Here is a 20,875-nt window from a genome sequence, read left to right on the forward strand (position 1 = left end):
GATCACCTCAACCGCTGTGGATCGGAGTGGTCGGTCGGACGGTTCGCGGGCGGGTCGAACTCCGGTTCGGGATCCTTGCGGTCGTCGGAGCGCAGCACGGTACGCAGCCGGAACACCGACAGCGCCGTGACGGCCACCAGCACCAAGCCGATGAGCACGAAGATCGCCACCTGGCCACCGCTGGTCGACGATCCGCTGTCATCGGCGGACGGGCCGTTCGGGGCAGCCGCCCCTCCGTCGTTCTCCATCGCGGCGCTCACCGAGGTGAACGGGTCGATGACGCCGTCGCCGTAGGAGGCGGGGTCCTCCGGGGTGTCGGCGGTCCGGCTGGCCGTGCTCCGGATCCGTTCGGTCACCTGAGCGGCCGAGAGGTTCGGGTACGCGGACCGCACCAGGGCGGCCTGGCCGGCCGTGTAGGCGACCGCGTACTGGGTGCCGCTGCCGACGAAGTCACCCGCTCCGCCGATCCCGAGGCTGGCCACGTCCACGCCGGGGGCGACGACGTCCACCCCGCCGGCGCGGTAGCTGTCCGCCATCTTGCCGTCCCCGCCGATGCCACCGACCCGCAACATGCCCTGCTCCGGCAGCCCCGACTCCGGGTCGCTCGACTCCAGGTCGGCGGCGGAGACCACCACGATGTCGTGCTTGACCGCGGTGGCGATCGCCTCGGCGACCGCCGGGACGTTGGGGTCCACGTACGACCCGAGCGCGATCACGGTGGCACCGGCGGCCACCGCCACCTCGATGCCGGCCGCCTGGTCCGCCGGCTGCGCCTCGGCCTTGGTGGTGACCACCCGGATCGGCATCACGGTCGCCTCCGGAGCCACCCCCGTCACCTTGCGCTTCGAGCCGGACTGGGCGATGGCGATACCGGCCATCGCGGTGCCGGTGCCGAGGCAGTCGACGTCGCCCCGGCCGCTGCCGGCCACCACGTCCATGCCCTGGGTGACCCGGCCACGCAACTCGGCGAGGCTGCCGTCCACCCCGGAGTCCACGATCGCGATCATCTGGCCCTCACCGCGGCTGCGGGACCACGCCCGCTCCGGCGACATGCGCCGCTCCGCCCAGTCCGCACGGTCCTTGTCACCGCGCGATGCCGCCGATCCGCACTTGGCGCCCCCGGCACCGGAGTTCTTGGTGCCGCTCGGGCTCGGGCTGGGGCTGGGGCTGGCACCGATGGTGGGGCGGATCAACGGAGTACCGGCAGGTGGCGCGGCGGACGCTCCCGGTGAAGGTGAACGGGTGCTCGGGGGTGCCGGAGACGGTAGCGAGCCGTACTCGACCCCGCTGCCGACCGCGTCCCACGGCAGCACGAGACGCCAACCGGCGCGCAGCTGACTCGGGTCGGTGAGGGCGCCGCCGCCAGGCTGTGCCCGTCCGACGTTCAGGTTGAAGATCTCTTCCGCACGGTCCCGGCTGCCGAGGAAGCGCTCGGCGATGTCGCGCAGGCCCTCCGGCTTGCCTGCGTAGGCGGACTCCACCGTGTAGTACTTGACGTACGGTGCGGCCTGGGCGCGGGCCGGCAGGACGGGCAGCGCGGCCAGCAGTACGCCGAGCACCACCACCACGTACCGTCCCACCCGTGACGGGTACCGGCTGACCAACATCTCCCTCGCCCCCTCGTCGTGCCCGTCCCGGTGCGGACTCACGACTCCACGACGGTCCCGACCGCCGTGTCGTTCAGCCGCCGCGTCGGGAGTTTGGCGGTCACGCCGCCAGTTCGGCGGGCTCCCCGATGATGCCCCGGGCGGCGCGCAGAGCGTAGAACGACCGCGACCGCACGGTCCCCTCCGGGATGCCGATCCGGGCCGCCGCCTCGGCCACCGACACGTCGCCGTAGTAGAGCTCGACCAGCACCGCCCGGTGTTCCGGGGTGAGCTTGCGCAGCACGTCGGCCAGGGCGAACCGGTCGAGCAGGCCGTCGAACTCGTCGTCCGGCGAGTGGGCCCAGGTCACGTCCATCCCGTAGACCTCGGTCGGGCGGGCGGCCCGGGCGCGGGCCACGTCGATCGAGAGGTTCCGCGCCACGATGAACAGCCACCGGCGGATCGTGGCGTCGTCGGCGGGCAGTTCGCTCAGCCGGGACCAGGCCCGCAGCATGGTCTCCTGCAACAGGTCCTCGGCGAGTTGGCCCTGTCCCCGGGTCAGCCGGAGAAGGTAGTAGTACAACGGCTGGGCGTTCGCCGCGAAGACGCGACGCATCCGATCTTCGAGGTCGGCATCAGCCTCGACCCGCTCCTGCACACTCACGTTGGCACCCATCGTTGCAGCCCTCCCCAGGACCGGACCTTTCCCCAGCACCGCTCAAACGGGACGCTAGTGATCCGGGCCGCGGGCGGCGTGAGCCGAAGGACTCAGTGGGGCCCAGGTCTGGTCCCGGCAGCGCAGTCCGGCCGGGTCGGGACGGCGCTGCCCTACCGGGTCGGGGCGGTGCTGCCCGGCCGGGTCGTGGCATCCGCCCGGCTGGCGAGGAAGTCGGCCAGCGACATCTCCGGTTCACCCACCGTCCGCCAGCCGAGCCGGCCCGCCGAGAGCAGCCGTACGACCTCGACCTGCGCGTTGGCCTCGCGGGGCAGCAGCAGGCTCGCTCCGGCCTCCAGCATCGAGCCGGCCGCCGAGTGGATCTGCGGCAGGTCGCCGATCTGCGCCACGGTCGCCCGGACGTCGACGGCACACCGCCACGGCACCCGCAACTGCACCAGCATCCGGCCCTGACGGGCTCGTGGCCGGTTGCGCAGCAGCACCAGGCCCTGGTTCGGGGTCGCCGACCCGGGGTCGCGCACCAGCGCGTAGGCGAGCGCATCGGCGTCGTACGGCCAGCGCGGCAGGTCGGCCGGCAACCCCTCGATGCCGTGTGCCGCACCGGTGCAGCGCAGCGCCAGCGGAGGCGTGGACTCGGCGACCGCCTGGGGGGCGTACTGTCCCGACGCGTCGACACCGTAACCGGCGACGAGCCGGGTACGGCCCAGCAGACCGCCCGGGAGCAGGTACGACTCGTCCCGGTCGACGAGCAGCTCGTGCAGGGCCGGCGGCTCGTGCACGGTGATCGAGGACATGTCCACCGCGCCACCGGCGAGGACGCGTACCCTCAGCAGGTGCTCGTCCGCGCGCAGCGCGGCGGGCACCGGCGGACGGAGCGTGCCGACCAGGAACAGGTTCGAGGTGGGTACGCCGGTGCCGGTGGCGTCGGCCGGCGAACAGCCGGCGACCACGTACAGCTCGACCGGCTCGGCGTTCACCGTGGGCCGCTCGGCGATCCAGTAGCTCGCGTGCGAGACCGGCCGGCGGACGGTACCGAGCCGGGGGGCGGCACTGACCGGAAGTTCGAGCCCACCCGGCGGGGCGGGCCCGACGGGACGCCCGGGCACTGCCCCCGGACCGCGTTCCAGAGCCGGACCAGCAGCGGAAGGTAGCTCCTGGTCGTGGCCGACGCCGGGTCCGGCACTCGGCTGCGGCCCGATGCTCGGCGGCGACCCGGCGACCGCGCGCGGTCCCACCACCGGCCCGACCACCGGTCGCGGCGGGGCGATCTGCCGCTCGACGCGCCTCGGCTCGGTCCGGTGGGGCTGGGCCCAGCCGCCCGTCCGGTTCGGCGGCGGAGGTGCTGGTGGCGGCGGAGGTGGTGCGGCCGACGACAGCTCCGGGAACGAGTCGGCCGCAGCGGGCCCGGCGGGCGACGAGGGTGCCACAGCCGGTACGGGAAGCGGCGGCACGGGCGGCGGAAGGGCGGCGTGCACCGGGACCGGCGACACCGGGCCCGAGGTCACCACCGGCGTACGCCCCGCCGACGGCGGACCCGGGTACGCCCGGGCGTCGGAAGCCGGGGGCGCAGCGGACAGCCCGGGCTCGCCCGCCTGCTGCCGGTCGGCCGACGGCGTCGCCCCGGTCGCGGCGCTCCGCTGCCCGGCATCCGGGTCGGTGTCGGTCGGCTCCGGCATGCGTCCGCGCACCGGACGCCGGGGCCCGAGCTGCTCGGGCACCGGACGCCGCGCCGTCGACGACGTCGCCGGACGACCGGTGCCGGACGGACGATCGGCGGCTGCCGGTCGGCCGCTGCTCTCGGCCGTCACCAGCACACCGTCGTCGCTCTGCCAACGCCGCTGCGAGTCGTCCAGGTCGAGGCGCTGCCAGTCGACCGGACGGCCCCGGTCGTCGACCGCCCGGGCCGTACCGTCGACGGTGTCGAACGCGGCCTCCGGCGGCAGCACCCACACCTCGGCGCGAAGTCCCTCGACCAACCGGCTGCCGTAGCGGCGCACCCCGGCCTCGGCGGAGGCCGGGTAGCTGGCCAGCAGCAGCAGGTCCTCCCCCTGCCAACCGGCCGTACGGAGCATCCGTTGCAGTACCCGTGGCCCGAGCGCGTGCGGCCCGGAGTCGGCGTACTGCACCGCCCACCGGCCGTCGTTGAGAATGGTCAGGTCGATCCGGAACAGCCCGTGCTGGGCCCGCAGACTGCTGTACCGCGAGTTCATCGCCCGCTGCCGCGCAGGCGCGACGCTGACCAGCGGCGCACCCGGGTAGGGGGTGACGACCATCCGCCCGGCCGGTGACAGTCGGCCGTCCTGGTCCGGTTCGAAGCGCGGCGAGCCGGCCATCGGGGGCAGGTAGGTACGCCACTCGGCCGGCCCACCCGCCCGGTCCACCGCGCTCAGGTCCTGGCAGCTCTCCAGGATCTCCAGAGCAGAGGTACGCTCCGGTGCCCAGACGATCGCCCCGGTGTTCTTTGCGAACGCGGTCAGGTTGGCGTGCAGACGCTGCCGCTCCTCCGGGTCGGAGGGCCAGTGCAACCACATCCGGATCTCACTGCCGTAGAGCGGGACGTCGGAGAGGGCCGCGGCGAGCTGACGCCCACCGGTCACCTGGTAGGAGCCGGTGTAGTCGCCGACCACGAAGCCGCCGCCACGGACCGACACCCCGATCGTGGTCAGTTCCGGGTGCCCCGGGGCCAGGTCCACCGCAGCGGCCCGGCGGGCCACGAAATCGGCCCGGGTGGCCAACGTGAGCCCACCGGGCAGCGGCGCGGCGACGACACCGGACCGGGGACGCAGCACGCCGCCCGTCGTCTCGTACCAGCCGGGCAGGTCGGTGGCCATCGCCGGAGGTTGGACGACGAGCCATTCCGCCGGTCGCCCGGTACGGGCGTCGACCAGGCTGGGCTCCGGCTCGCGGTCGCCGTCGTAACGCAGCACACTGCCGATCGGGCTGATCAGCACGTCCCGACCGAGGATCCCCGCCAGCTCGGCGAAGATCTCCACGTGCGCCTCGGCGCCGTCCATCATGATCCGTACGTCGTCGCCGGCCCCACCGCCACGGCGGACCAGGTCGGCGAGATGTGCGGCGTCGAGCGGCGTCCCGCTGCCGCGCACGGCGACCGGCATGCCGTCCGGGCCGGTACGCAGCCAGATGTCGTAGAGCCCGTCGATCCGCCGGTGCTCCGGGCACCCCCGGGTAGCCGGTGTCGGCGGCAGCCTGCCGGTCATGACGCTCGTCCGTTCCTCGATGTCCCCCCTTGCACGTCCTCTCAACGGACGGCGGCACCTGGTTTTCTCAATCCGACGTCGGCGAGTCCGTGCCATCACCGCACTGAACACGGCGAGTCCCGCGTCCGTCGTGGGATGCACCGGGCAGAGAAGGGGAACGGCAATGGAACAGAATCTGGGTACGGTCGCGATCGTGTGCGACCAGCCGTTGTCGCGGGTCGGGATGGAGCGGCTGGTGCAGGACGAGCCGGGGCTCGCGCTCGGCCCCTCGGTCGCCTCGGTCGGCGAGTTGGAGCAGGCCGGACCGGCCGACTACCGGGTGATCTTCATCGACCTGCCGGCGCTGCCCGGCGGGACCGTGCTGGAGCTGATCGGGAAGCTGGCCACCCGTGGTGCGCCGCTGGTCTGCGCCACCTGGGAGCAGCCGCCGGGCCTGCTCTCCGCCGTCCGGGCCGGCGCCCGAGGCGTGATCACCCGGTACGCCGAGCAACCCGACGTACGCCTGGCGTTGCGGGTGGTCGCCACCGGCGGGCTGCACATCGGCGCGGAGCTGGCCGACCGGTTCGCGACGGACCTGTCGCGCCCGGCGGACGCCGACGAGAACGGCCTGGCCCCGCGCGAGGTGGAGACGCTGCGCTGGATCGCGCTCGGGCTCACCCACGCGCAGATCGCCACCCGGATGGGCCTGTCCCAGGCGACCGTGAACACGTACGCCAAGCGGATCCGGGCCAAGCTCAACGTGACCAACAAGGCGGAGCTGACCCGGATGGCGATCGAGCTGGGTCATGTGGCCCAGGGACGCGTCGCACACGGTCGGCTGTCCCACGGCCACCTGACCCACGGCTGGCGCGCCGCCTCGTAGCCCCCTCCACTCAGGACAGTTCGGCACCGGGCTCCTTCGTCGGCCGCACCGAGATCGACCAGCGGGACGGGGTCACCTCACCGAGAACCACCGGCACCTGCACACCGGCCGTCCGCAACTCGCGGGCCACCCGTCCATCTCCGTTGGCGAGCCGGGCGCACACCACGATGCCCGGAGTCGGCGACGGCTCCACGTCGGACAGTTGTTCCGCACGGTTGCACCCGTTCGGGAGGGAGTCGCCGAGGATGTCCCCGACCACCGTCACCTCGTTGCCGTCGGCCAGGGCCTGCCGGATCAGCCGTCGGGCGTACCGCTGCCCGTCGGGCAGGCTGCCGGCGACGGTCAGCACGTCCGGGCAACGGACCAGGTCGACGTAGAGCCGCCAGCCGTCGCGGTCGCCGAGTAGCAGCGGCAGGGTCGCCGCCGGTGGCGCCTCGCCGGGGCCGTACCAGCCGAACGGCGCCGCCGCAGCGTCCCGGGCCCCGTTCAGGGACACGCTCAGGTCGAGCCCCTCGGCTCGCAGGTCGGCGCTCAGCTCGGCGTCGCCGACCTCCGGCCGACTCCTACCGGCGGACGACTCCGGCAGGTGCGGCACCGGAGGTGACGGCGTCGGCGTCCGGCGCGGCAGTTCGAGGGAGGGCGGTCCCACCGGCCGCAGCCGATCGCCCAGCGACGGCCGCACCGGCCGCTCGGGCGGGGTGGGCCGGTCCGGCGCCGTCGGCCATTCCGGCCGCTCGGGCGTCGTCGGCGGGAGGTGCGGAGTCCGTGACGTGGCGGTCGCCGGGTACGGGTCCATCACCGGTGGCGCGGAGGAGTGTGCCCCGGCCAGGACGAGTTCGCGGTCGGCGTCGGCGGGCGGCAGGCCGGACCGCCCCGGGTGGCCGTGCACCGGTGGTACGTCCGACGGCGACGGCGGGTCCGACAGCGGCAGCGGGTCATTCACCTGCCGCGCCGTGTCCTGTCGCGCACCACGTCCACCGCGCAGCACTGCCACCGCCACCGCGAACAGCATGACGGCCGCGAACACCCCGATGGCCTCGAAGATGGGGGCGCCCTGCCGCCCCGGAGTAGCCAGGTCCCGAGTAGGCGGTGGTGCCGCCTGGGTCGCCACCGGGTACTCGTCGTACACGCCGGGGCCGCTGGCGTCGGCGGGCAGCGTCAGAATCCAGCCGGGTTTCAGGACCATCGGGTCGGTCAGCTGCCCACCGTCCGGCTGCGGACGGCCCCTGGTCAGCTCGAAGATCTCCAGGTGCCGCCGGCCGGTGCCGAGGGTACGGGCGGCGATCTCGTACAGCGACTCGCGCTGGCCGGCGACCGGTTCACCGACGACGTAGTACTTGGACCCGGCCGGGGCGGTCGGCGTGTCGGCCGGGGCGGCGTGGACCGGCCCGACCGGCCCGATCACGGCCAGGGCGGTGAGGCACACCACGACGATCCGGCGTAGCCCTCGCACTGTTCCCCTCCACTTCCGACTCACTGGCTGCCGACGGTCGTCACCGGCCGCAGGTGGCACGTACGGCGGAAACCGCGAGCCGGGCGTCTGCGGCTCCCGCCGCCCGCGCCGTCACCCGTACCGCCAACTCGTTGGTGCGCAGCGGGAACGCGCCGACATCCACCCAGCGCCCGGTGTTCTGCGCCTGGTTGACCTCGAACTCGGCGTACCCGACACCGCCGCGCCCGGCCAGCACCTCGTAGCGGACGCTGGTCACCCAGGTACCGGCAGCGGACGGATCGCGCGGCACGTACACCTCGACGCGGCACTGCCCGCCGGTGGACGGGACGAACCACCACTGGGCGTACTGGCCAGCGTCGTTGCTGATCGGCAGGGTCTGGAAGGTGCCCCTACAGCCGCCCTCGGCCCAACCGCCGCCGGCCACCGTACGCCACTGGTCGGTCCGTCCCTGCACGTCGAACCCGTGCTCGTTGGTGCCGTCGCAGCCCCAGCCCGCGACCGCCGTGTAGCCCGGGTCCGTCGCCCCGGCCTTGGAGCGCGGGCTGATGAGCTGCCAGAAGACGCCCACGACCAGTGAGAGCAGCACACACACCGCGGTCACCGTGATCAGCGTCGGCAGCCTGACCGACAACCGGTCACTGGCCGGCTTCGACCCGGCATGCTCGACGAACGCGGCGACGAAGTCCGACCGCCACCGCACCGCCCGCCGGGCCGGAGTCTGTGTCGCCTCGGTGGGGTCCACGATCGGTCGCTACCCGGCCAGCCTGTTGATCGACTCGGTCAGCAGCGTCATCCGCTCGGAAGCCTGTACGCGCAACTGCTCGGCCCCGTCCCGCAGCGCCGCCAACACCAGGTCGGCCAGCTCGTCCGCGTCACAGGACTCCATCAGCTGCGGGTCGATGTACACCGCCTGGTAATCGCTGTCGGCCACAGTGACCGTCACGCCCCCGCCGGCGGCGGACCCGACGACCTCGCTTTTGCTCATCGACTGCGCCAGTTCGGCGACCTCGTGCTCGATCGCCTGGGTCCGAGCCAACAGCCCGCTGAAATCCGCCTGCCCGCTCACCACACCAGCCCCTTCCTCACCGATCCGCGTCCACCCGGCCGCACACGGCCGTATGAACGATGGCCCCAGCCTCGCAGGCCGCACGGAGCACCCGGTAGTCCCTCATCCGGCCCCCAGTCCGGCAAGGCATGCCATCGCCTGCTTCCCCAGAGGACACGCCGACGTCCCGGAACGGGGACGTCACTCCTCCCCCCTCGCCCGAACCGTCGATCCGACACCTTCAGTACGCCTCCTGCCCGAGGTAGGCGCTGTAGTGCGTGTCGGTCAGGCCGGCTTCCTCAGCCACTTCCCGCCGGGCTGCCCGAAGTGGTGCCTCGTCTGGTTCGAGGCGACCCTTCGGAGCGACGGTCTGCCGCTCGCCGGTCCTACGGACCTGATCGAGCAACAGGAAGTCCGGCTTCCGCAGATCGCCGGCGGTGACGACGGCCCCAGCAGAGGCGTATCGACGGATCATGGCTGGGTGCCTCCCGCAGTCTCCGAAGAAGGACTCGGTGCCCCCGTCCGGGGTCGTCGATCACGACAAGTTGCCCGCTATCGGACTCAACTCGAACTCGGGTCTGAGGTACCGCCCGAGCGTGGTCGTCAGCGTTCAGATGCCGGTGATGCCGTAGTTGTCCCACCACGCGCGGCGGTGTGTGCGGAGAGTTCCGGCGAGTCGAGTCAACAGGAGCGAGTTGCCGTTCAGTACCAACGCGGCGTCCTCGGGTCGGCTGGCGAGCACGCGGGCTACGGCCGTGACCATGTGTGGTGTCGCGGTGCGCAGGGCGTCGTCCTTGGGCATGTGGAAGACGATGTTGACGTAGGTGTCGGGTTCCCACTCCCACTGGGAGCCGTCTTCGTCTTCGGCGTCGAAGTAGCCGTTGCTGCCTCCACAGATGCTGAGGCTGTACCCGGACGTGTCCGCCAAGTCCGCGCTCAGCAGGCGGGGATAGCCGGGTCGGAGCGACTCCTCGACGCCTTCTGGGGCGGCGAGTTCGGCCACCTGTTCCAGCGGTATGGCGCCTGCCAGTGTCAGTCGGTACTCGATAGCCACCTGCTGCCTGCCCTCTCAGTCTCGCCGGACGAGTTGAATGATCTCACCGCTGCGGGTCACCGCCGTAAGTTCCTTGAGCTGGTGAATCGGCCAGCCGTCGACTGCTTCTGCTGGGGGCGCCAGCAGAAATGTATCGACTCGGGTCTGAGGAGTTTGGCAGTGGGATGCAACATCGTTCGATAAGCTGACCGAGCGGAACCTGTCAAGTCAACTGAGACAATTTCTTGATTTTGTTTAGCTTTGTGCTGGTGGAAGAGGGGCTCCGGCCGAGGTCACGGCCTGTTCCGGGTGGCTGTTGTCGGGTTTGTTGATCCATGCCCGGTCCGGTAGCTGGGGTGGTTGGGGACGGCGGCGTCCGAACCGTTCGGGATGTGCGGCCCAGGCGGCGTCGAGGGTGCGTTGCCGCTGTTCACGGATCTGTCCGGCGGTGCCGTGGTGGACCGATGCCGGGGTGTGCAGGCCGATCCCGGAGTGCCGGTGTTCGTGGTTGTAGTAGCTGTAGAACGCTTCGCAGTGCTGTCGGGCGTGCTGGATCGATCCGAACCGCTCTGGGAACGTGGGGTCGTACTTGAGTGTCTTGAAGCTGGCCTCGATGTACGGGTTGTCGTTGGAGGTCTTGGGCCGGCTGTGGCTGCGGCCGATTTTGAGATCGGTCAGCAGCTGGGTGACGGTCTTGCTGGTCATCGCGGCGCCGCGGTCGGCGTGCACGGTCAGCTGATCGGGGTTCACGCGTTCGCGGGCGGCGGCGTCGGCGATCAGCGCTTCGGCGAGTTGGCCGTCCTCGTGGGCGGCGACCATGTGCCCGACGACGTAGCGGGACCAGATGTCGATCACCGTGTAAAGGTGGAACCAGACGCCCTTGACCGGGCCGCGCAGCTTCGTGATGTCCCACGACCACACCTGATTCGCGGCGTCGGCGACCAGTTCGGGTTTGGTCCGGGCCGGATGGGTGGCCTGGCTGCGGCGTTCGCCGGTCTGCCCGGCGGCCCGCAGAATCCGGTACATCGTGGACTCCGAGCACCACCAGCGGCCCTCGTCGAGTTCGCGGGCCCACACCTGCGCCGGGGCCAGATCCACGTATGGCGGGCTGTTGAGCAGGTCCAGGACCTGCCGGCGTTCAGGCTCGGTCAGCGCGGACGGCGGCGGCTTACGCGGTGCTCTCGGCCGGGAGACCAGCGGCGGGGCACTACGGCGATACAGCGTCGCCCTGGACAGGCCGGTCAGCCGGCACGCGGGCGCGATGCCCCACAACGGCGTCAGCGCCGCCTGCGCCTCGGCGAGGACGAGTTCGGCATCGCCACGGCATCCGCGCTCTCGGAGAGCAGTTCCAAGAGCGCGTGAGCTTTTCCCATGATCGACAACGCGGTCTGGGTCTTGTTCAACTCGGCCTGCAGGCGGGCGTTCTCCCGCTGAAGACGGGAAAGTTCAGCGTTCTCGGCCTTCTTCGCCGCCCGCGCAGCCGATTGCCGCCGGTCCGTCAGGCCGGCCGCGGCTCCGGCATCCCGCGCCTTGCGCCAGTCGAGAAGGTGTGAACCGTACAGCCGTTCCCGGCGCAGAATCGCCCCGCGAGCCGCCGCATCCGGCGCCGACTCGTACTCGTCCAGAATCCTCGCCTTGAACTCCGCGGTGAATGTCCGCCGCTGGGGCCGGGCGTCCGGATCCAGACTCTCATGGGGCCTCGACGTCATGCTGATGTGCTCTCCTCAGGGCCGTCCAGGAAGAGTATCCCCTGGTAGACGGGCTGTCTCACATCAGCGTGACAGGGAGGGGAGTCGAGGTTCTGGCGGCGCTGGTTCTGGCCTAGACAAGCCTCACATGACGTGGGCAAGTCCGGCCGGCCCGGCCTCGGTGGGCATGCGACCGTGATTGGGCTGCTGGACTCGAAGGAACTGGGCGAGATCAGCGATTCGCCGCAGTGGGTCGAGGTCCGGCGGCAGCAGGACGTCGTCACTGAGTAGCTGGGATACCGCGTTCCGGACGGCGGTGTGTAGCGGTGAGTCGTCAACGACTGTGTCGTGCACGAGGAGTCCGTCTCGGTGCGCCGTGACCCGGTGCTGGTTGCGATCGAGTTGCCAGCCATCGGGGGCGGTGACGGGATCGAGGTGTGCGACGAAGCGGGTTCGCCCGGCACGGACACTGATGTGGCGGTGCCTGTCGTCGGATGGCCTGCGGTTGCGCAACCATCGATCTTGGCCGCTTGGGCCAACTCTGGGGGTGCTTCCAAGGATCACGGTGGAGCCGGTGATGGTGGTGGCGAGCTCGAGGCCGATGTGACGGTTGTCGACGACGATGTTCGTTCTCTCGGTGAGTGCCGAGACGAACGTGTGCGGATCGTAGGTGGCGGTCAACTCGCTGCGGTGCGGGGCGCTGGCAAGGTAGGTTGCCCAGGCATTCGAGGGTAGGAGGTGGCGTAGTGCTGCGAGCATATGCAGCCACTCGTAGCCGAGTACTCCGTAGGAGCGGTCAACGAAGCGTCCGTGAGCTATGTCGACGGCGCGGTTCTTGCTGAACGTGATCCCGATATGGTCCAAGCTCGAGTGCGGCTCGAGTTCTCCGATGAGTCGTCGTAGCACTTCGATCGCTCGGCTGTACCGGTACTGGTCGACGACGACCAGCCGGGCGTTGCTGTGGCTGGACAGAAGAGCAGTCAGGTCGGCGATCTCGTGGCCTTGGCAGGCTGGCTTTTCGAGCAGAACTCGTGCCTGCGGGTCTCGCTCTAGGATCGCTCGAAGAACTGGAAGGTGGTCGGCTGTGGGGCAGCACACGGACCACAGCGCTACGGACGACCCCACGACGTCGGGCAGCTCGTCGACGCCGGCGGTAAAGCTCCGGAAACCTTTCGGGAGGTCTTGGTGCTTGGGATCGAGGATGGTCAGTGATGCCCCCGCCTCGGCGAGGATCTCCGCGTGAAGTCGTCCGGCAACGCCGTAGCCGATCACGCAGGCCCTCAGCCCGTTGACATCAGGGCTGTGCCGAGGACGGGGCTCGTCGGCGGTAGGCGATTCGTTGTTCGGTGTGGTGGCGAGGTAGGTGTCGTAGTACGCCTCATATAGGCCCGAGGCCCGAATGACGTGGTCGACAACCTCGACGTGTACGCCCGGTGCGAGTTGGCTGGCGTTCTGGCACAACCATCCAGCAGCGATGAGGGTGCCAGCCCGGTAGGCGTCATAGCCCTGGTTGGGAATGGCGTCGGCCTCGAACAGGTTGAGGGAGCGACCGTCCCCGAGGACGGTGTACGTGCCGTGCGCCGTCGAGACGGTAGCGGCGACCAACCCCGGGTACGAGCGTCGCGGTTCGGGCGTAGTGGGGTGCGGCGAGCAGGCTGAAATCCTTGGTGGCGAAGGGTGCAAAGAAGACATCGTCCGGCATGAGAGCCAGGTCATTGGCGGTGATGGCCTGGTCGCCGGTGGTACCGACGACCAGGAACGGCGGTGCGGCGCGTAGCGCGTCTGCTACGCAGCGGTGGGTTGGATATGCGCCTTCGGCAGCGGTGATGAGGGCGAGCGGGTCGGTGTCGGTCACGTGGACCTGGGCGCCTTGAGATCGGAGTGAGGCGGCGAGACGGGAGCCAAGCTCGCCGAACCCGACCATGAGCACAGTTCGTCCACTGAGTTTGTGGGCGGCGAGGAGCGCGCGGAGACGCCGGGCGCAGGAGTCGGCGATCTCTGGGTAGCCGAGCCGAGTCTTGAGTCCGGACCGGGCGAGGTTGAGAACCGGGATCGTCAGCGGTCCCGCGCTGGCGATGCGCTTGAGCCCGGACACGGTCAGTTCGATGACGGCGTCGACGCGCCGCAAGGTGTTGTCGCCGCCGTAGCCCTGTGCGATAAGGCCGCCGTCGTCGATGACGAGCACGCGGCGTCCCTCGTTGTGGGCGTCGTCGATGAAGGTGTCGAGACTGGCTCGCGCAGCCGCTAGTTCCTTCTCGTGGTCGGCGGATGCGTTGACTGCGGTGTTGTCCAAAGCGCCGCTGGCAATGCCATGGGCGAGCAGCGTTGCGTGGATGCGGTCGCGGCGGTGGGTGCGATCGCCCTTGTTGAGGGCGTAGATCCAGCGGGCGGGAATCCCGGCGTGGTGGATGCCGAGGATGAACCCAAGGGTGTTCTCGACGTAGTGGTCGCGGAAGATCATGGCCCAGCTCTCGACGCCGAGATTGCAGGTCGCATACCGGCTCACGAGAGGTAGATGGGCACGGATGCGGTCAAGTTCTCCGGTTGAGTGGCGACGCAGCCGCAATTTCAGGTCGTGGAGAAGTGCCGCCTCCGCAGGGTCGGCGGCGGTGGCATCGATCAGGATCTCCAGGTGCGTTTCGGGCTCTAGGTTGTGGGTCTGGGCATCCGGAGCGGGCGGGAGGTGGACGCGCCAGCGGACGTTGATGTCGCCGTGTCGGCCGGCGATGACGGCCATGTCGGGATGGAAATGGGTGAGGCGTAGGTCCCACCCGGCGGCGATCTGCTCCAGCGCCGAACGCAGATCGTTTGGGGTGAGTGGCCCGTACAGCACGTGCCAGCTCGGACCGTGCGGAGGGTTCTCGATGGTCGGGGCAGTCATGATTTCCCTCGCTCTTCGCGCGGAGATGCGTGGTGTCAGCGGCGGGTGATGAGGTCGTCGAGCATGGCGTCGGTGTCGGCCTGGTGGTCGAGCAGGACGCGCACCGCGTGGTGGCGTTGGAGCCAGAACTCATTGAGGGCGTCCTGGAACAGGCCGGGTTTGAGGTAGTGCTGCTTGACGCCGTACAGGCTCTTGAGTAGTTGGAGTAGTGCCACCTGGGCGCTGGCGCGGATGTCGTGGTCTGCGACCGTGGGGTTGGCTTGCACGTAGGCTTCGATCAGCGTGCGTGCGGTGGCGAGCCAGTCGGCGGTGGTGGCGACGGTGTTGGGGTAGAAGGCTATTCGCCCTACCTCGTATGCGATGAAGAATGGATCCGGTGGCCGGAAGTCGATCACGGCAGACAACCGGTCGGCGTTGAAGAGCACGTTCACGGGGCTGTAATCACCGTGCAGGACCTGGGTGGTTAGCGTTGGCAGGCCGTCCATGAGTTGGGGGATCTCCTTGACTGAGTCTCGCCGCTCGGCGAGCGTTCGCGCGGCCTGCACGTCGAACGGCTCCGCGATGCCTGCCGCGATGCGGGCCTCGGCCATCCCCGTGAGCCGGTCGATGGTTGCGGCCAGATCCGGTACGTTGACGCCGCGCCACCGCTGCTCCTGGGCTGAAGGTCCGGCGCTGGCCGGCAGTGCGGCGAAGGTGGCGTGGATACGGCCGAGCGCCGCGCCTGCCTCTCGGGCCTGGGCTGCGGTGAGATCAGCGGTGACAACGGCACCCGGCATCCATTCCCATACAGAGATCGCGTGCCGGGTGCTGGTGTCGACAGGCTCTCCGTCGCGATTGTGGAGGAGGCCGGCGACCGGTATGCCGTGAAGACCTGCGAGGGCCGACAGCTCGGTGGCGTCTGCTTCTCGGGCCAGATCAATGCCGGGAGGGTAGTTCTTGACGAACACCTCCCGGCCCGCGCATGTCGCCCGGTAGTTGGTCGTGCCCTGTCCGATGGGAATCTGCACGAGGGAGTCCGGCACGAGTCCGTAGCGGCGCGCGAGGACGCCGCCGATCGTCGCCGAGGGCTCCATCGTAAGGTCGGTCATCAAGATCGCTCTCCTGTCGTTTAGTTGATGAGCTGCTGGAACAGGGGGTGCAGTCGCGGCTACACGGCGACTGCTGGATGCGGACCCATGTGTGCTCCCCAGCACGCCTGGTTTCTCATCCCGCGGCCCCTCGAAGGCGGTTGGGGCAGCGGACGGTACGAGCAAGTCAGCTGGAACCTCATGGGCCAGCCTCCAGGCTTGAGCGCCACCACCTCACGGCGTAGCGATACCGGGACATACATTCCTGCACGCTGCGGTCGGCGCCGGTCCACTCGAATGCGACCTCGACGTGGCCGTCGTCGCCTGCGCGGCCGAATGTCTGCGCCACGATGCGGTGGCCGCCGCCGGTCAGGCCGTAGCCGTTATCGCTGATATGGACGACTCGAGTGTGTCTTTCGAGCGCGGCCAGGTCATCGCCGAGGCTGTTGAGGCTGCCGGCTCGCAGGTACGCGCTGTGGACCTGAGCTGTGTCGATCAACAGCGCGAGCCCCTCGACACGGTCGAGGTATGCCGCCATCGAGGCGAGCGGCTGTCCCGTAAACCACGCCGGATCATGTAGCTCGATCAGCGTCGTCATCCCATACTGGGCGAGGTTCGGCAGCGCGATGCCGGCCCACTCTCGCTGCTCGATGACACGCCGGGCGAGCAGACGGACAGAGTGCGTCCCCAGCAAGGCGGTGGCGTCGGCTAGGCGGTCAAGCTCGGCGTTGGCCCGCCGGTATGCCTGCGTACCCGGCCGGTTGAAGTCGGCTAAATCAAGATCAGCCGTGACCGCCGTAATCGGTGGGCTCGACTGGGCACGGCAGGCCCACCGATCGAGCGTGGTGGTGTCACGCCTGGCCAGGTCGAACCCGCGCTGGCCACCGCGCAGGTGCAGGAAGGGGATCTGGTACGCCGTCGAGAGCGCGAACAGGTCCTCCATCTCGATGCCGCGGATGCCGATGCTGTAGAGGCCCACCGCAGCCACGGTCCGTCTGGTCACGGCCACTCCAAGATCACAAAAGGCGGGGTGGGGCGTTGCCGGCTGGTCAGCGCCGCGTAGAACGGACCGGTCCGGTCGCCGGGGATGGTGTCGAACCAGCCCGGCATACCGTCAATGTCGACCGTGCGGGCGACCCAGCGAAGCACTGTCCGGAACATCTCCTGCCGTAACTCGTCGGGATGACCAGCGAGTTCGTGCATGCCAACTATGGCTACGCCCCGTCGATGGAATACCGCAGAAGGCAAACTCGTCTCGTCACGCGGCGTGCCCAGAAGGCCGACGGATCCGCCCGGTGCCACTACGTCCAACGCCTGCGCCGATCGCCCCGTGCAGTCGATGACCAGCTGAAACGTGCCATTGGGCGGCTGGCTAACCACGGTGACCTGCGGCAACTCCACCACAGCGGGTTGCGGATGCGAGGTCACGACCACCACCTGTGGGACACCGAGGCGTTTGAGCTCGAGCACACAGCCAACTGCGAGCGGACCGCCCCCAAACACGACGGCTTCCCGCAGACGACTCTGCGGCGGCCAACGGTGCAGGCCAAGGGCTGCCATCAGCTGGAAGCGGGCTACCGCAACATGTCCGGGTCTGGTGCCCGCCGGGATCGGCAGCGCACGGCGATCCTCGAACTGCGCAGCAGCCCCGTGGGGTACTGGCACAAGTCGTTGCTCACCCTCCGGCAGCCCGATCACGGTCATGTATCCGGCCGGGTGGTCATCACCCCGCTCGGATGCAGCCAGCCGGCGCAGCTCGGTGCCGGGGCTGACGACGCTGTATCGCGCGGCCATCCAGCCATTCGGAGCCGGCTTCGGCAAGACATGCGTGGCGGCACCTCGGCGGAAGATGATTCGGGCACCGACGTAATGGCGATCGGTCATGGCCATCTCTCCAGCAGCGGAGGCAGCCCGGCGACGTGGGTGATCACCGGGACGTCTTCGGGACATCCCTGCGGGGGCGGGCCAGCGTTCACCAGCACTGCACGCATGCCAGAGGCACGCGGGCCGGTGACATCCTTGGCGAGAGTGTCGCCGACGAAGACAATCTTCGCTGGTGCACTACCAGCGGCCTCCGCGACTTTCGCGTAGAAGCGGGGATTTGGCTTGACCGTACCGCCTGCGTTCCGCAGCTCGGCGTCGATATAGGCGGCGGATCTGGGCTGTGAGCTGGGCAAACAGCGGTGGGCCCGGTGACGGGGCGTGTCACTAGGCGGCTGTGTTGTCGCAGGTCAGGCGGTTGCGGGTGTGGCGTCGAAGATCCGGGGCGGCTCGGCGATCTTCAGCTTGGTGAGCAGGGCCTTCTGGGGTTGGGACAGCTCGGTGCGCTGGGCGAACGTGCCGGCGGGGCCGGTGAACACGCCCAGGTGCAGCCGGTCGATCTCGGTGCGGATCGCGGTCCAGGTGCGGCCGGTCTCGGTCTCGGCGACCCGGATCAGCAGCAGGGCCAGCCAGCAGAGCAGGATGTGAGCGCGGATGCGGTCCTCGCGGCGGTGGAACACCGGGCGCAGGTCGAGGGTGGTCTTCATGTCGCGCCAGCCGCGTTCGACTTCGAGGAGCTGCTTGTAGCCCAGGGCGATGTCCTCGGCCGACAGTGTCGGGTCGGAGCAGCGCAGCAGGTACTTGCCGTCCAGGCGCTGTTCGGCCTTGACCTTGGCCTGGTCGAGGCGCAGCAGGCCCTTGGGGGTGACGCGCAGGAACCGGTTCAGGCCGGGCTTGGTGGAGATCACGCCGCGTAGCTCGGCGCGTTTGGTGGCCGGCAGCCGGTCGGTGTCGTCGATCAGGTCCGTGAGCTGGGCGATCAGCCGTTGGCGGACAGCGGCGTCCCGGTCGGCGGCCTCGGGGTTGTAGCAGATGACGAACCGGTCGTCGGTGTCGATGTTGACTTCCTTGACCTGCAGGTTCTCCGCGACGGTGGCGTAGCGGCCCTGCCGGGCGAGCGCAGCGTCGGCTTCGCTGGTGCCGGCACGCAGCTTCTCACCCAGGATGTAGTGCCCGCCGCCCTGTTGCAGGAAGCGGCGGTTCTCGGCGGAGGCGAAGCCGCGGTCGGCGACCCAGACGACGCGAGCCAGGCTCCACTCGCGCATGTCGGTCTTGACCTGCCGGATCAGGGCGGAGTCGCTGGTGTTGCCGGGCCAGCACCACACCCGCACGGGAATGCCGGTGCGGGTGACGGCCATCCCGACCACGACCTGGGGCAGGTCGTCGCGGGAGTCCTTGCTCTTGCCATGGGTGCGGAACCCTGCCTGCTTGACCGCCGCCGGATCGTCCTCGGCCACGACCCGGCCCTGCTGGTCACGCCACAGCGGTTCGTCGGCCTCATCGAGTTCGAAGTAGGTGCTGGTGGTGTCGAAGAACAACAGGTCGACCTCAAGGTTGAGCAGGTCGGCGATCTGGTCGTAGACCCCGCGGGTCAACGCGGGCTCGACCTCGATCAACTGGTCCATCGCCCGGTAGCAGGTGTCGTCGGTGACGTGCGGCAGGTCGGGCAGGTACACGTCCTGGCAGACCCAGTCGGCGGCGGCCAGCTTGCTCGACGGGGCCAGGGCCCGGTTGGCGACCAGCGCGAACAGCACCCGTTCGACGTCGACCTCCCGGCGGGACGAGCCGACCAGCGGCCGCAGGACGGTGTCGATGCGCAGCCGGCGCCACAACCCGTCGAGCAGCCACGCCCCGCCCAGCGAACGGGACTCCACAAACGACAGGCCGGCCGGCGCGGCCGCGGCCAGGGCGTCGGCCGGGGCGAGCAACCGCGACAACGCGTCGACCAAGCGGCGGATACCGGCCACGTCGAGCTGGTCTTCGCGGCCGAACGAGTACAACACCCGGGTCTTGGACGCCTTCGCGGCCGGGTCCCACTCGTTGTGAGCCAGTTGCAGGTAGCGGATCGTCTGCCCGTCGCGGGTCTTGCGGGTCGACGCTTTCACGTACACGAGGCACGACCGTACACCGACTATGAGACCAGCAACAGATCAGCAGCTCAACAAAGTTATCCACAGGCAGGCGTGTCACTAGGCGTTTTCGCCGTTCCCGCCAGGCCGCAACGCCCTGAACTGCACCTTCACACCGCGACGCCGACTATATCGACGCTGAGCTGCGGAACGCAGGTACCGATCTCGCTGGAGAGCACGAGGGCGTCAAAGCAGTCCGCCAACTCAGCAGCCGCCAGCGTGCGTCGCCTATGGGCGATCGGGCGTTGGGTGTTGCAGGCCAAGACAAGCCTCCGTCCGCTGCGGCGAAGCTCACGAACCGCCTGCGCGGAACGCGGATCGATGACAGCGTCAGGAACCATCCGCCACAGGACCTCGGCCACGACGGCCATATCCGGCAAGACGGCATCCACCTGCAGCCAAGCGGCGGCGAGAATGGACTCCCACGGCGTGTGGACACCTCGCCGGTACGCCGACTGTGCATTGGTGCGAAGGCTGTCGACAGCGTCGTCGAGCCCTGTGGGACATGGCCAATCAAGGCACTCCAGCGCGGCAACCACATCGCGTCCGTGCGGTGATGCACCCGGACTGCTGCTGAGCGTGCCGCCGAAATCCAGCGCCACCGCCGACACCGTCAGTTCGCCCATCGCTGGTTCCCCTCGACTGTCATGCCATCGATTGCTTCCGCCATCTCGCCGGGCGTGCCCCGCAACCACCAACAACGAACTGCGGATGCGAGACGACGCACAAGGCGAAGTCGATGGCGCGCGAGCTCAGGAGCTTCCACTAGCGACAACGGCTCGGCCGCCACGTCGTCGAGGACCTTCGTAATCAGGTAGCCGCTCGCCCGGTACAGCGCGTTCACCGTCACCTGTTGGCCGCACCGCAAGGGCGGCGAGTCGCAATTGCTCCTATCGACAGTCACCATCACGATGCCGCACAACAGTGGTGCCCCTTCGACGTGAATCGGCATGCTCTCCGCGAGGTCTATCCGCTCGCCGCCCCCGATCGGTAGGGCGAGGGCGGGAAACCAATGAGCCACTGCGGAGCGGCGCATGACGAATGCGCGGGTGCCGCCTACCACATCGATCCGGCCGGTGGTGCCGAGCCTTACGAGAGTGGTGTCTCCCGCAATGGGGTGCCAACCCATCGAGGTGATCATCTTCAGGCCGGTAAGGCTCTTTCCCGCTCCGTGGTCCCCCACCAACAGCACCGCGCGGCCAGCCTTCGCGACTGCGACAGCATGCATGCTCAGGGTGTCGTTGCCGAGGTGCTCGGCGTGCAGCCTGGCGTTGACCAAGCGGCGAACGTCGGCGGGCGTCGTCAACGGGGTGAGCACGAGTGACACGGGTCGTCTGTCCTGACCGGCGGACACGCTTCGCACGGCGGGGATTTGGGCCGAGAGCGTCGGCCACCACTCGCCCAGGTATGGTGGCC

General features: G+C 69.6%; 20 protein-coding genes. 1 reads left to right on the forward strand and 19 read right to left on the reverse strand.

The window, feature by feature from the left end:
• Positions 1 to 2: 2 nt before the first annotated feature.
• From ID554_RS09515 to ID554_RS09525, 3 genes are all read right to left on the reverse strand, one after another.
• Positions 3 to 1,649 carry a S8 family serine peptidase gene (locus ID554_RS09515; RefSeq protein WP_223884505.1) on the reverse strand — a complete coding sequence of 549 codons (1,647 nt, stop codon included), beginning with the start codon at positions 1,647 to 1,649 and terminating at the stop codon, positions 3 to 5.
• Positions 1,650 to 1,707: 58 nt separating this feature from the next.
• Positions 1,708 to 2,250, reverse strand: coding sequence for a sigma-70 family RNA polymerase sigma factor (locus ID554_RS09520; RefSeq protein ID WP_223884506.1), 543 nt, complete (start codon positions 2,248 to 2,250; stop codon positions 1,708 to 1,710).
• Positions 2,251 to 2,414: 164 nt separating this feature from the next.
• Positions 2,415 to 5,480: a hypothetical protein gene (locus ID554_RS09525; protein WP_117230084.1), complete on the reverse strand. Its 3,066-nt coding sequence runs from the start codon at positions 5,478 to 5,480 to the stop codon at positions 2,415 to 2,417.
• A gap of 163 nt (positions 5,481 to 5,643) precedes the next feature.
• Here ID554_RS09525 and ID554_RS09530 point away from each other — a divergent pair, with 163 nt between their 5' ends.
• Positions 5,644 to 6,342: a LuxR C-terminal-related transcriptional regulator gene (locus ID554_RS09530; protein ID WP_117230085.1), complete on the forward strand. Its 699-nt coding sequence runs from the start codon at positions 5,644 to 5,646 to the stop codon at positions 6,340 to 6,342.
• A 10-nt stretch (positions 6,343 to 6,352) separates the two neighbouring features.
• On the opposite strand, the gene ID554_RS09535 is transcribed toward ID554_RS09530, so the two are convergent.
• The 16 genes from ID554_RS09535 to ID554_RS09610 all read right to left on the reverse strand — a co-directional run bounded on the left by ID554_RS09535 (position 6,353) and on the right by ID554_RS09610 (position 20,786).
• Entirely contained in the window at positions 6,353 to 7,795 is a 1,443-nt protein-coding gene (locus ID554_RS09535; protein WP_147333547.1) for a hypothetical protein, read from the reverse strand.
• 40 nt (positions 7,796 to 7,835) lie between these two features.
• The gene (locus ID554_RS09540) at positions 7,836 to 8,537 is read right to left on the reverse strand and encodes a golvesin C-terminal-like domain-containing protein (protein WP_117230087.1); all 702 of its coding nucleotides are present in this window, start codon (positions 8,535 to 8,537) and stop codon (positions 7,836 to 7,838) included.
• Between the two features lie 9 nt (positions 8,538 to 8,546).
• Positions 8,547 to 8,861 carry a YbaB/EbfC family nucleoid-associated protein gene (locus ID554_RS09545; protein ID WP_147333548.1) on the reverse strand — a complete coding sequence of 105 codons (315 nt, stop codon included), beginning with the start codon at positions 8,859 to 8,861 and terminating at the stop codon, positions 8,547 to 8,549.
• A gap of 220 nt (positions 8,862 to 9,081) precedes the next feature.
• Positions 9,082 to 9,315: an NUDIX domain-containing protein gene (locus ID554_RS09550; RefSeq protein ID WP_223884507.1), complete on the reverse strand. Its 234-nt coding sequence runs from the start codon at positions 9,313 to 9,315 to the stop codon at positions 9,082 to 9,084.
• 135 nt (positions 9,316 to 9,450) lie between these two features.
• Positions 9,451 to 9,894 (reverse strand): SitI3 family protein, encoded by a 444-nt coding sequence (locus tag ID554_RS09555; RefSeq protein WP_117230089.1) that lies wholly within the window; start codon positions 9,892 to 9,894, stop codon positions 9,451 to 9,453.
• 234 nt (positions 9,895 to 10,128) lie between these two features.
• Positions 10,129 to 11,145 carry an IS3 family transposase gene (locus tag ID554_RS09560; protein ID WP_191088746.1) on the reverse strand — a complete coding sequence of 339 codons (1,017 nt, stop codon included), beginning with the start codon at positions 11,143 to 11,145 and terminating at the stop codon, positions 10,129 to 10,131.
• Positions 11,146 to 11,150: 5 nt separating this feature from the next.
• Positions 11,151 to 11,582 (reverse strand): transposase, encoded by a 432-nt coding sequence (locus ID554_RS09565; RefSeq protein WP_113974894.1) that lies wholly within the window; start codon positions 11,580 to 11,582, stop codon positions 11,151 to 11,153.
• Between the two features lie 123 nt (positions 11,583 to 11,705).
• Positions 11,706 to 13,166, reverse strand: coding sequence for a Gfo/Idh/MocA family oxidoreductase (locus ID554_RS09570; protein ID WP_117231303.1), 1,461 nt, complete (start codon positions 13,164 to 13,166; stop codon positions 11,706 to 11,708).
• Positions 13,060 to 14,442, reverse strand: a complete 1,383-nt coding sequence (locus tag ID554_RS09575; protein ID WP_117231304.1) for a Rossmann-fold NAD(P)-binding domain-containing protein — start codon at positions 14,440 to 14,442, stop codon at positions 13,060 to 13,062. The genes ID554_RS09570 and ID554_RS09575 overlap by 107 nt, the downstream gene beginning before the upstream one ends.
• Positions 14,443 to 14,477: 35 nt before the next feature.
• Positions 14,478 to 15,530 carry a phosphotransferase enzyme family protein gene (locus ID554_RS09580; RefSeq protein WP_117231305.1) on the reverse strand — a complete coding sequence of 351 codons (1,053 nt, stop codon included), beginning with the start codon at positions 15,528 to 15,530 and terminating at the stop codon, positions 14,478 to 14,480.
• A gap of 178 nt (positions 15,531 to 15,708) precedes the next feature.
• Positions 15,709 to 16,512, reverse strand: a complete 804-nt coding sequence (locus ID554_RS09585) for an apurinic/apyrimidinic endonuclease family protein (protein ID WP_147333640.1) — start codon at positions 16,510 to 16,512, stop codon at positions 15,709 to 15,711.
• Positions 16,509 to 17,399 carry an MDR/zinc-dependent alcohol dehydrogenase-like family protein gene (locus ID554_RS09590; RefSeq protein WP_147333641.1) on the reverse strand — a complete coding sequence of 297 codons (891 nt, stop codon included), beginning with the start codon at positions 17,397 to 17,399 and terminating at the stop codon, positions 16,509 to 16,511. Before ID554_RS09590 ends, ID554_RS09585 begins: the two co-directional genes overlap by 4 nt.
• Complete coding sequence (locus tag ID554_RS33005) at positions 17,390 to 17,686, reverse strand: HAD family hydrolase (RefSeq protein ID WP_117231308.1); 297 nt, start codon at positions 17,684 to 17,686, stop codon at positions 17,390 to 17,392. The genes ID554_RS09590 and ID554_RS33005 overlap by 10 nt, the downstream gene beginning before the upstream one ends.
• Positions 17,687 to 17,740: 54 nt before the next feature.
• Positions 17,741 to 19,441 (reverse strand): IS1634 family transposase, encoded by a 1,701-nt coding sequence (locus ID554_RS09600; protein ID WP_117231419.1) that lies wholly within the window; start codon positions 19,439 to 19,441, stop codon positions 17,741 to 17,743.
• 128 nt (positions 19,442 to 19,569) lie between these two features.
• The gene (locus ID554_RS09605) at positions 19,570 to 20,085 is read right to left on the reverse strand and encodes an HAD family hydrolase (protein WP_117231435.1); all 516 of its coding nucleotides are present in this window, start codon (positions 20,083 to 20,085) and stop codon (positions 19,570 to 19,572) included.
• Positions 20,073 to 20,786 carry a hypothetical protein gene (locus ID554_RS09610; protein WP_147333675.1) on the reverse strand — a complete coding sequence of 238 codons (714 nt, stop codon included), beginning with the start codon at positions 20,784 to 20,786 and terminating at the stop codon, positions 20,073 to 20,075. The genes ID554_RS09605 and ID554_RS09610 overlap by 13 nt, the downstream gene beginning before the upstream one ends.
• Between the last annotated feature and the right edge of the window lie 89 nt (positions 20,787 to 20,875).

It is taken from the genome of Micromonospora craniellae, assembly GCF_014764405.1.
Taxonomy (GTDB): domain Bacteria; phylum Actinomycetota; class Actinomycetes; order Mycobacteriales; family Micromonosporaceae; genus Micromonospora; species Micromonospora craniellae.

Excerpts from the sequence above, each read along its gene's own strand:
- ID554_RS09525 (WP_117230084.1), bottom strand. The coding sequence starts at position 5,480 with ATGACCGGCAGGCTGCCGCCGACACCGGCTACCCGGGGGTGCCCGGAG.
- ID554_RS09530 (WP_117230085.1), top strand. The coding sequence starts at position 5,644 with ATGGAACAGAATCTGGGTACGGTCGCGATCGTGTGCGACCAGCCGTTG.
- ID554_RS09550 (WP_223884507.1), bottom strand. The coding sequence starts at position 9,315 with ATGATCCGTCGATACGCCTCTGCTGGGGCCGTCGTCACCGCCGGCGAT.
- ID554_RS09565 (WP_113974894.1), bottom strand. The coding sequence starts at position 11,582 with ATGACGTCGAGGCCCCATGAGAGTCTGGATCCGGACGCCCGGCCCCAG.
- ID554_RS09575 (WP_117231304.1), bottom strand. The coding sequence starts at position 14,442 with ATGACTGCCCCGACCATCGAGAACCCTCCGCACGGTCCGAGCTGGCAC.
- ID554_RS09580 (WP_117231305.1), bottom strand. The coding sequence starts at position 15,530 with ATGACCGACCTTACGATGGAGCCCTCGGCGACGATCGGCGGCGTCCTC.
- ID554_RS09590 (WP_147333641.1), bottom strand. The coding sequence starts at position 17,399 with ATGGCCATGACCGATCGCCATTACGTCGGTGCCCGAATCATCTTCCGC.
- ID554_RS09605 (WP_117231435.1), bottom strand. The coding sequence starts at position 20,085 with ATGGGCGAACTGACGGTGTCGGCGGTGGCGCTGGATTTCGGCGGCACG.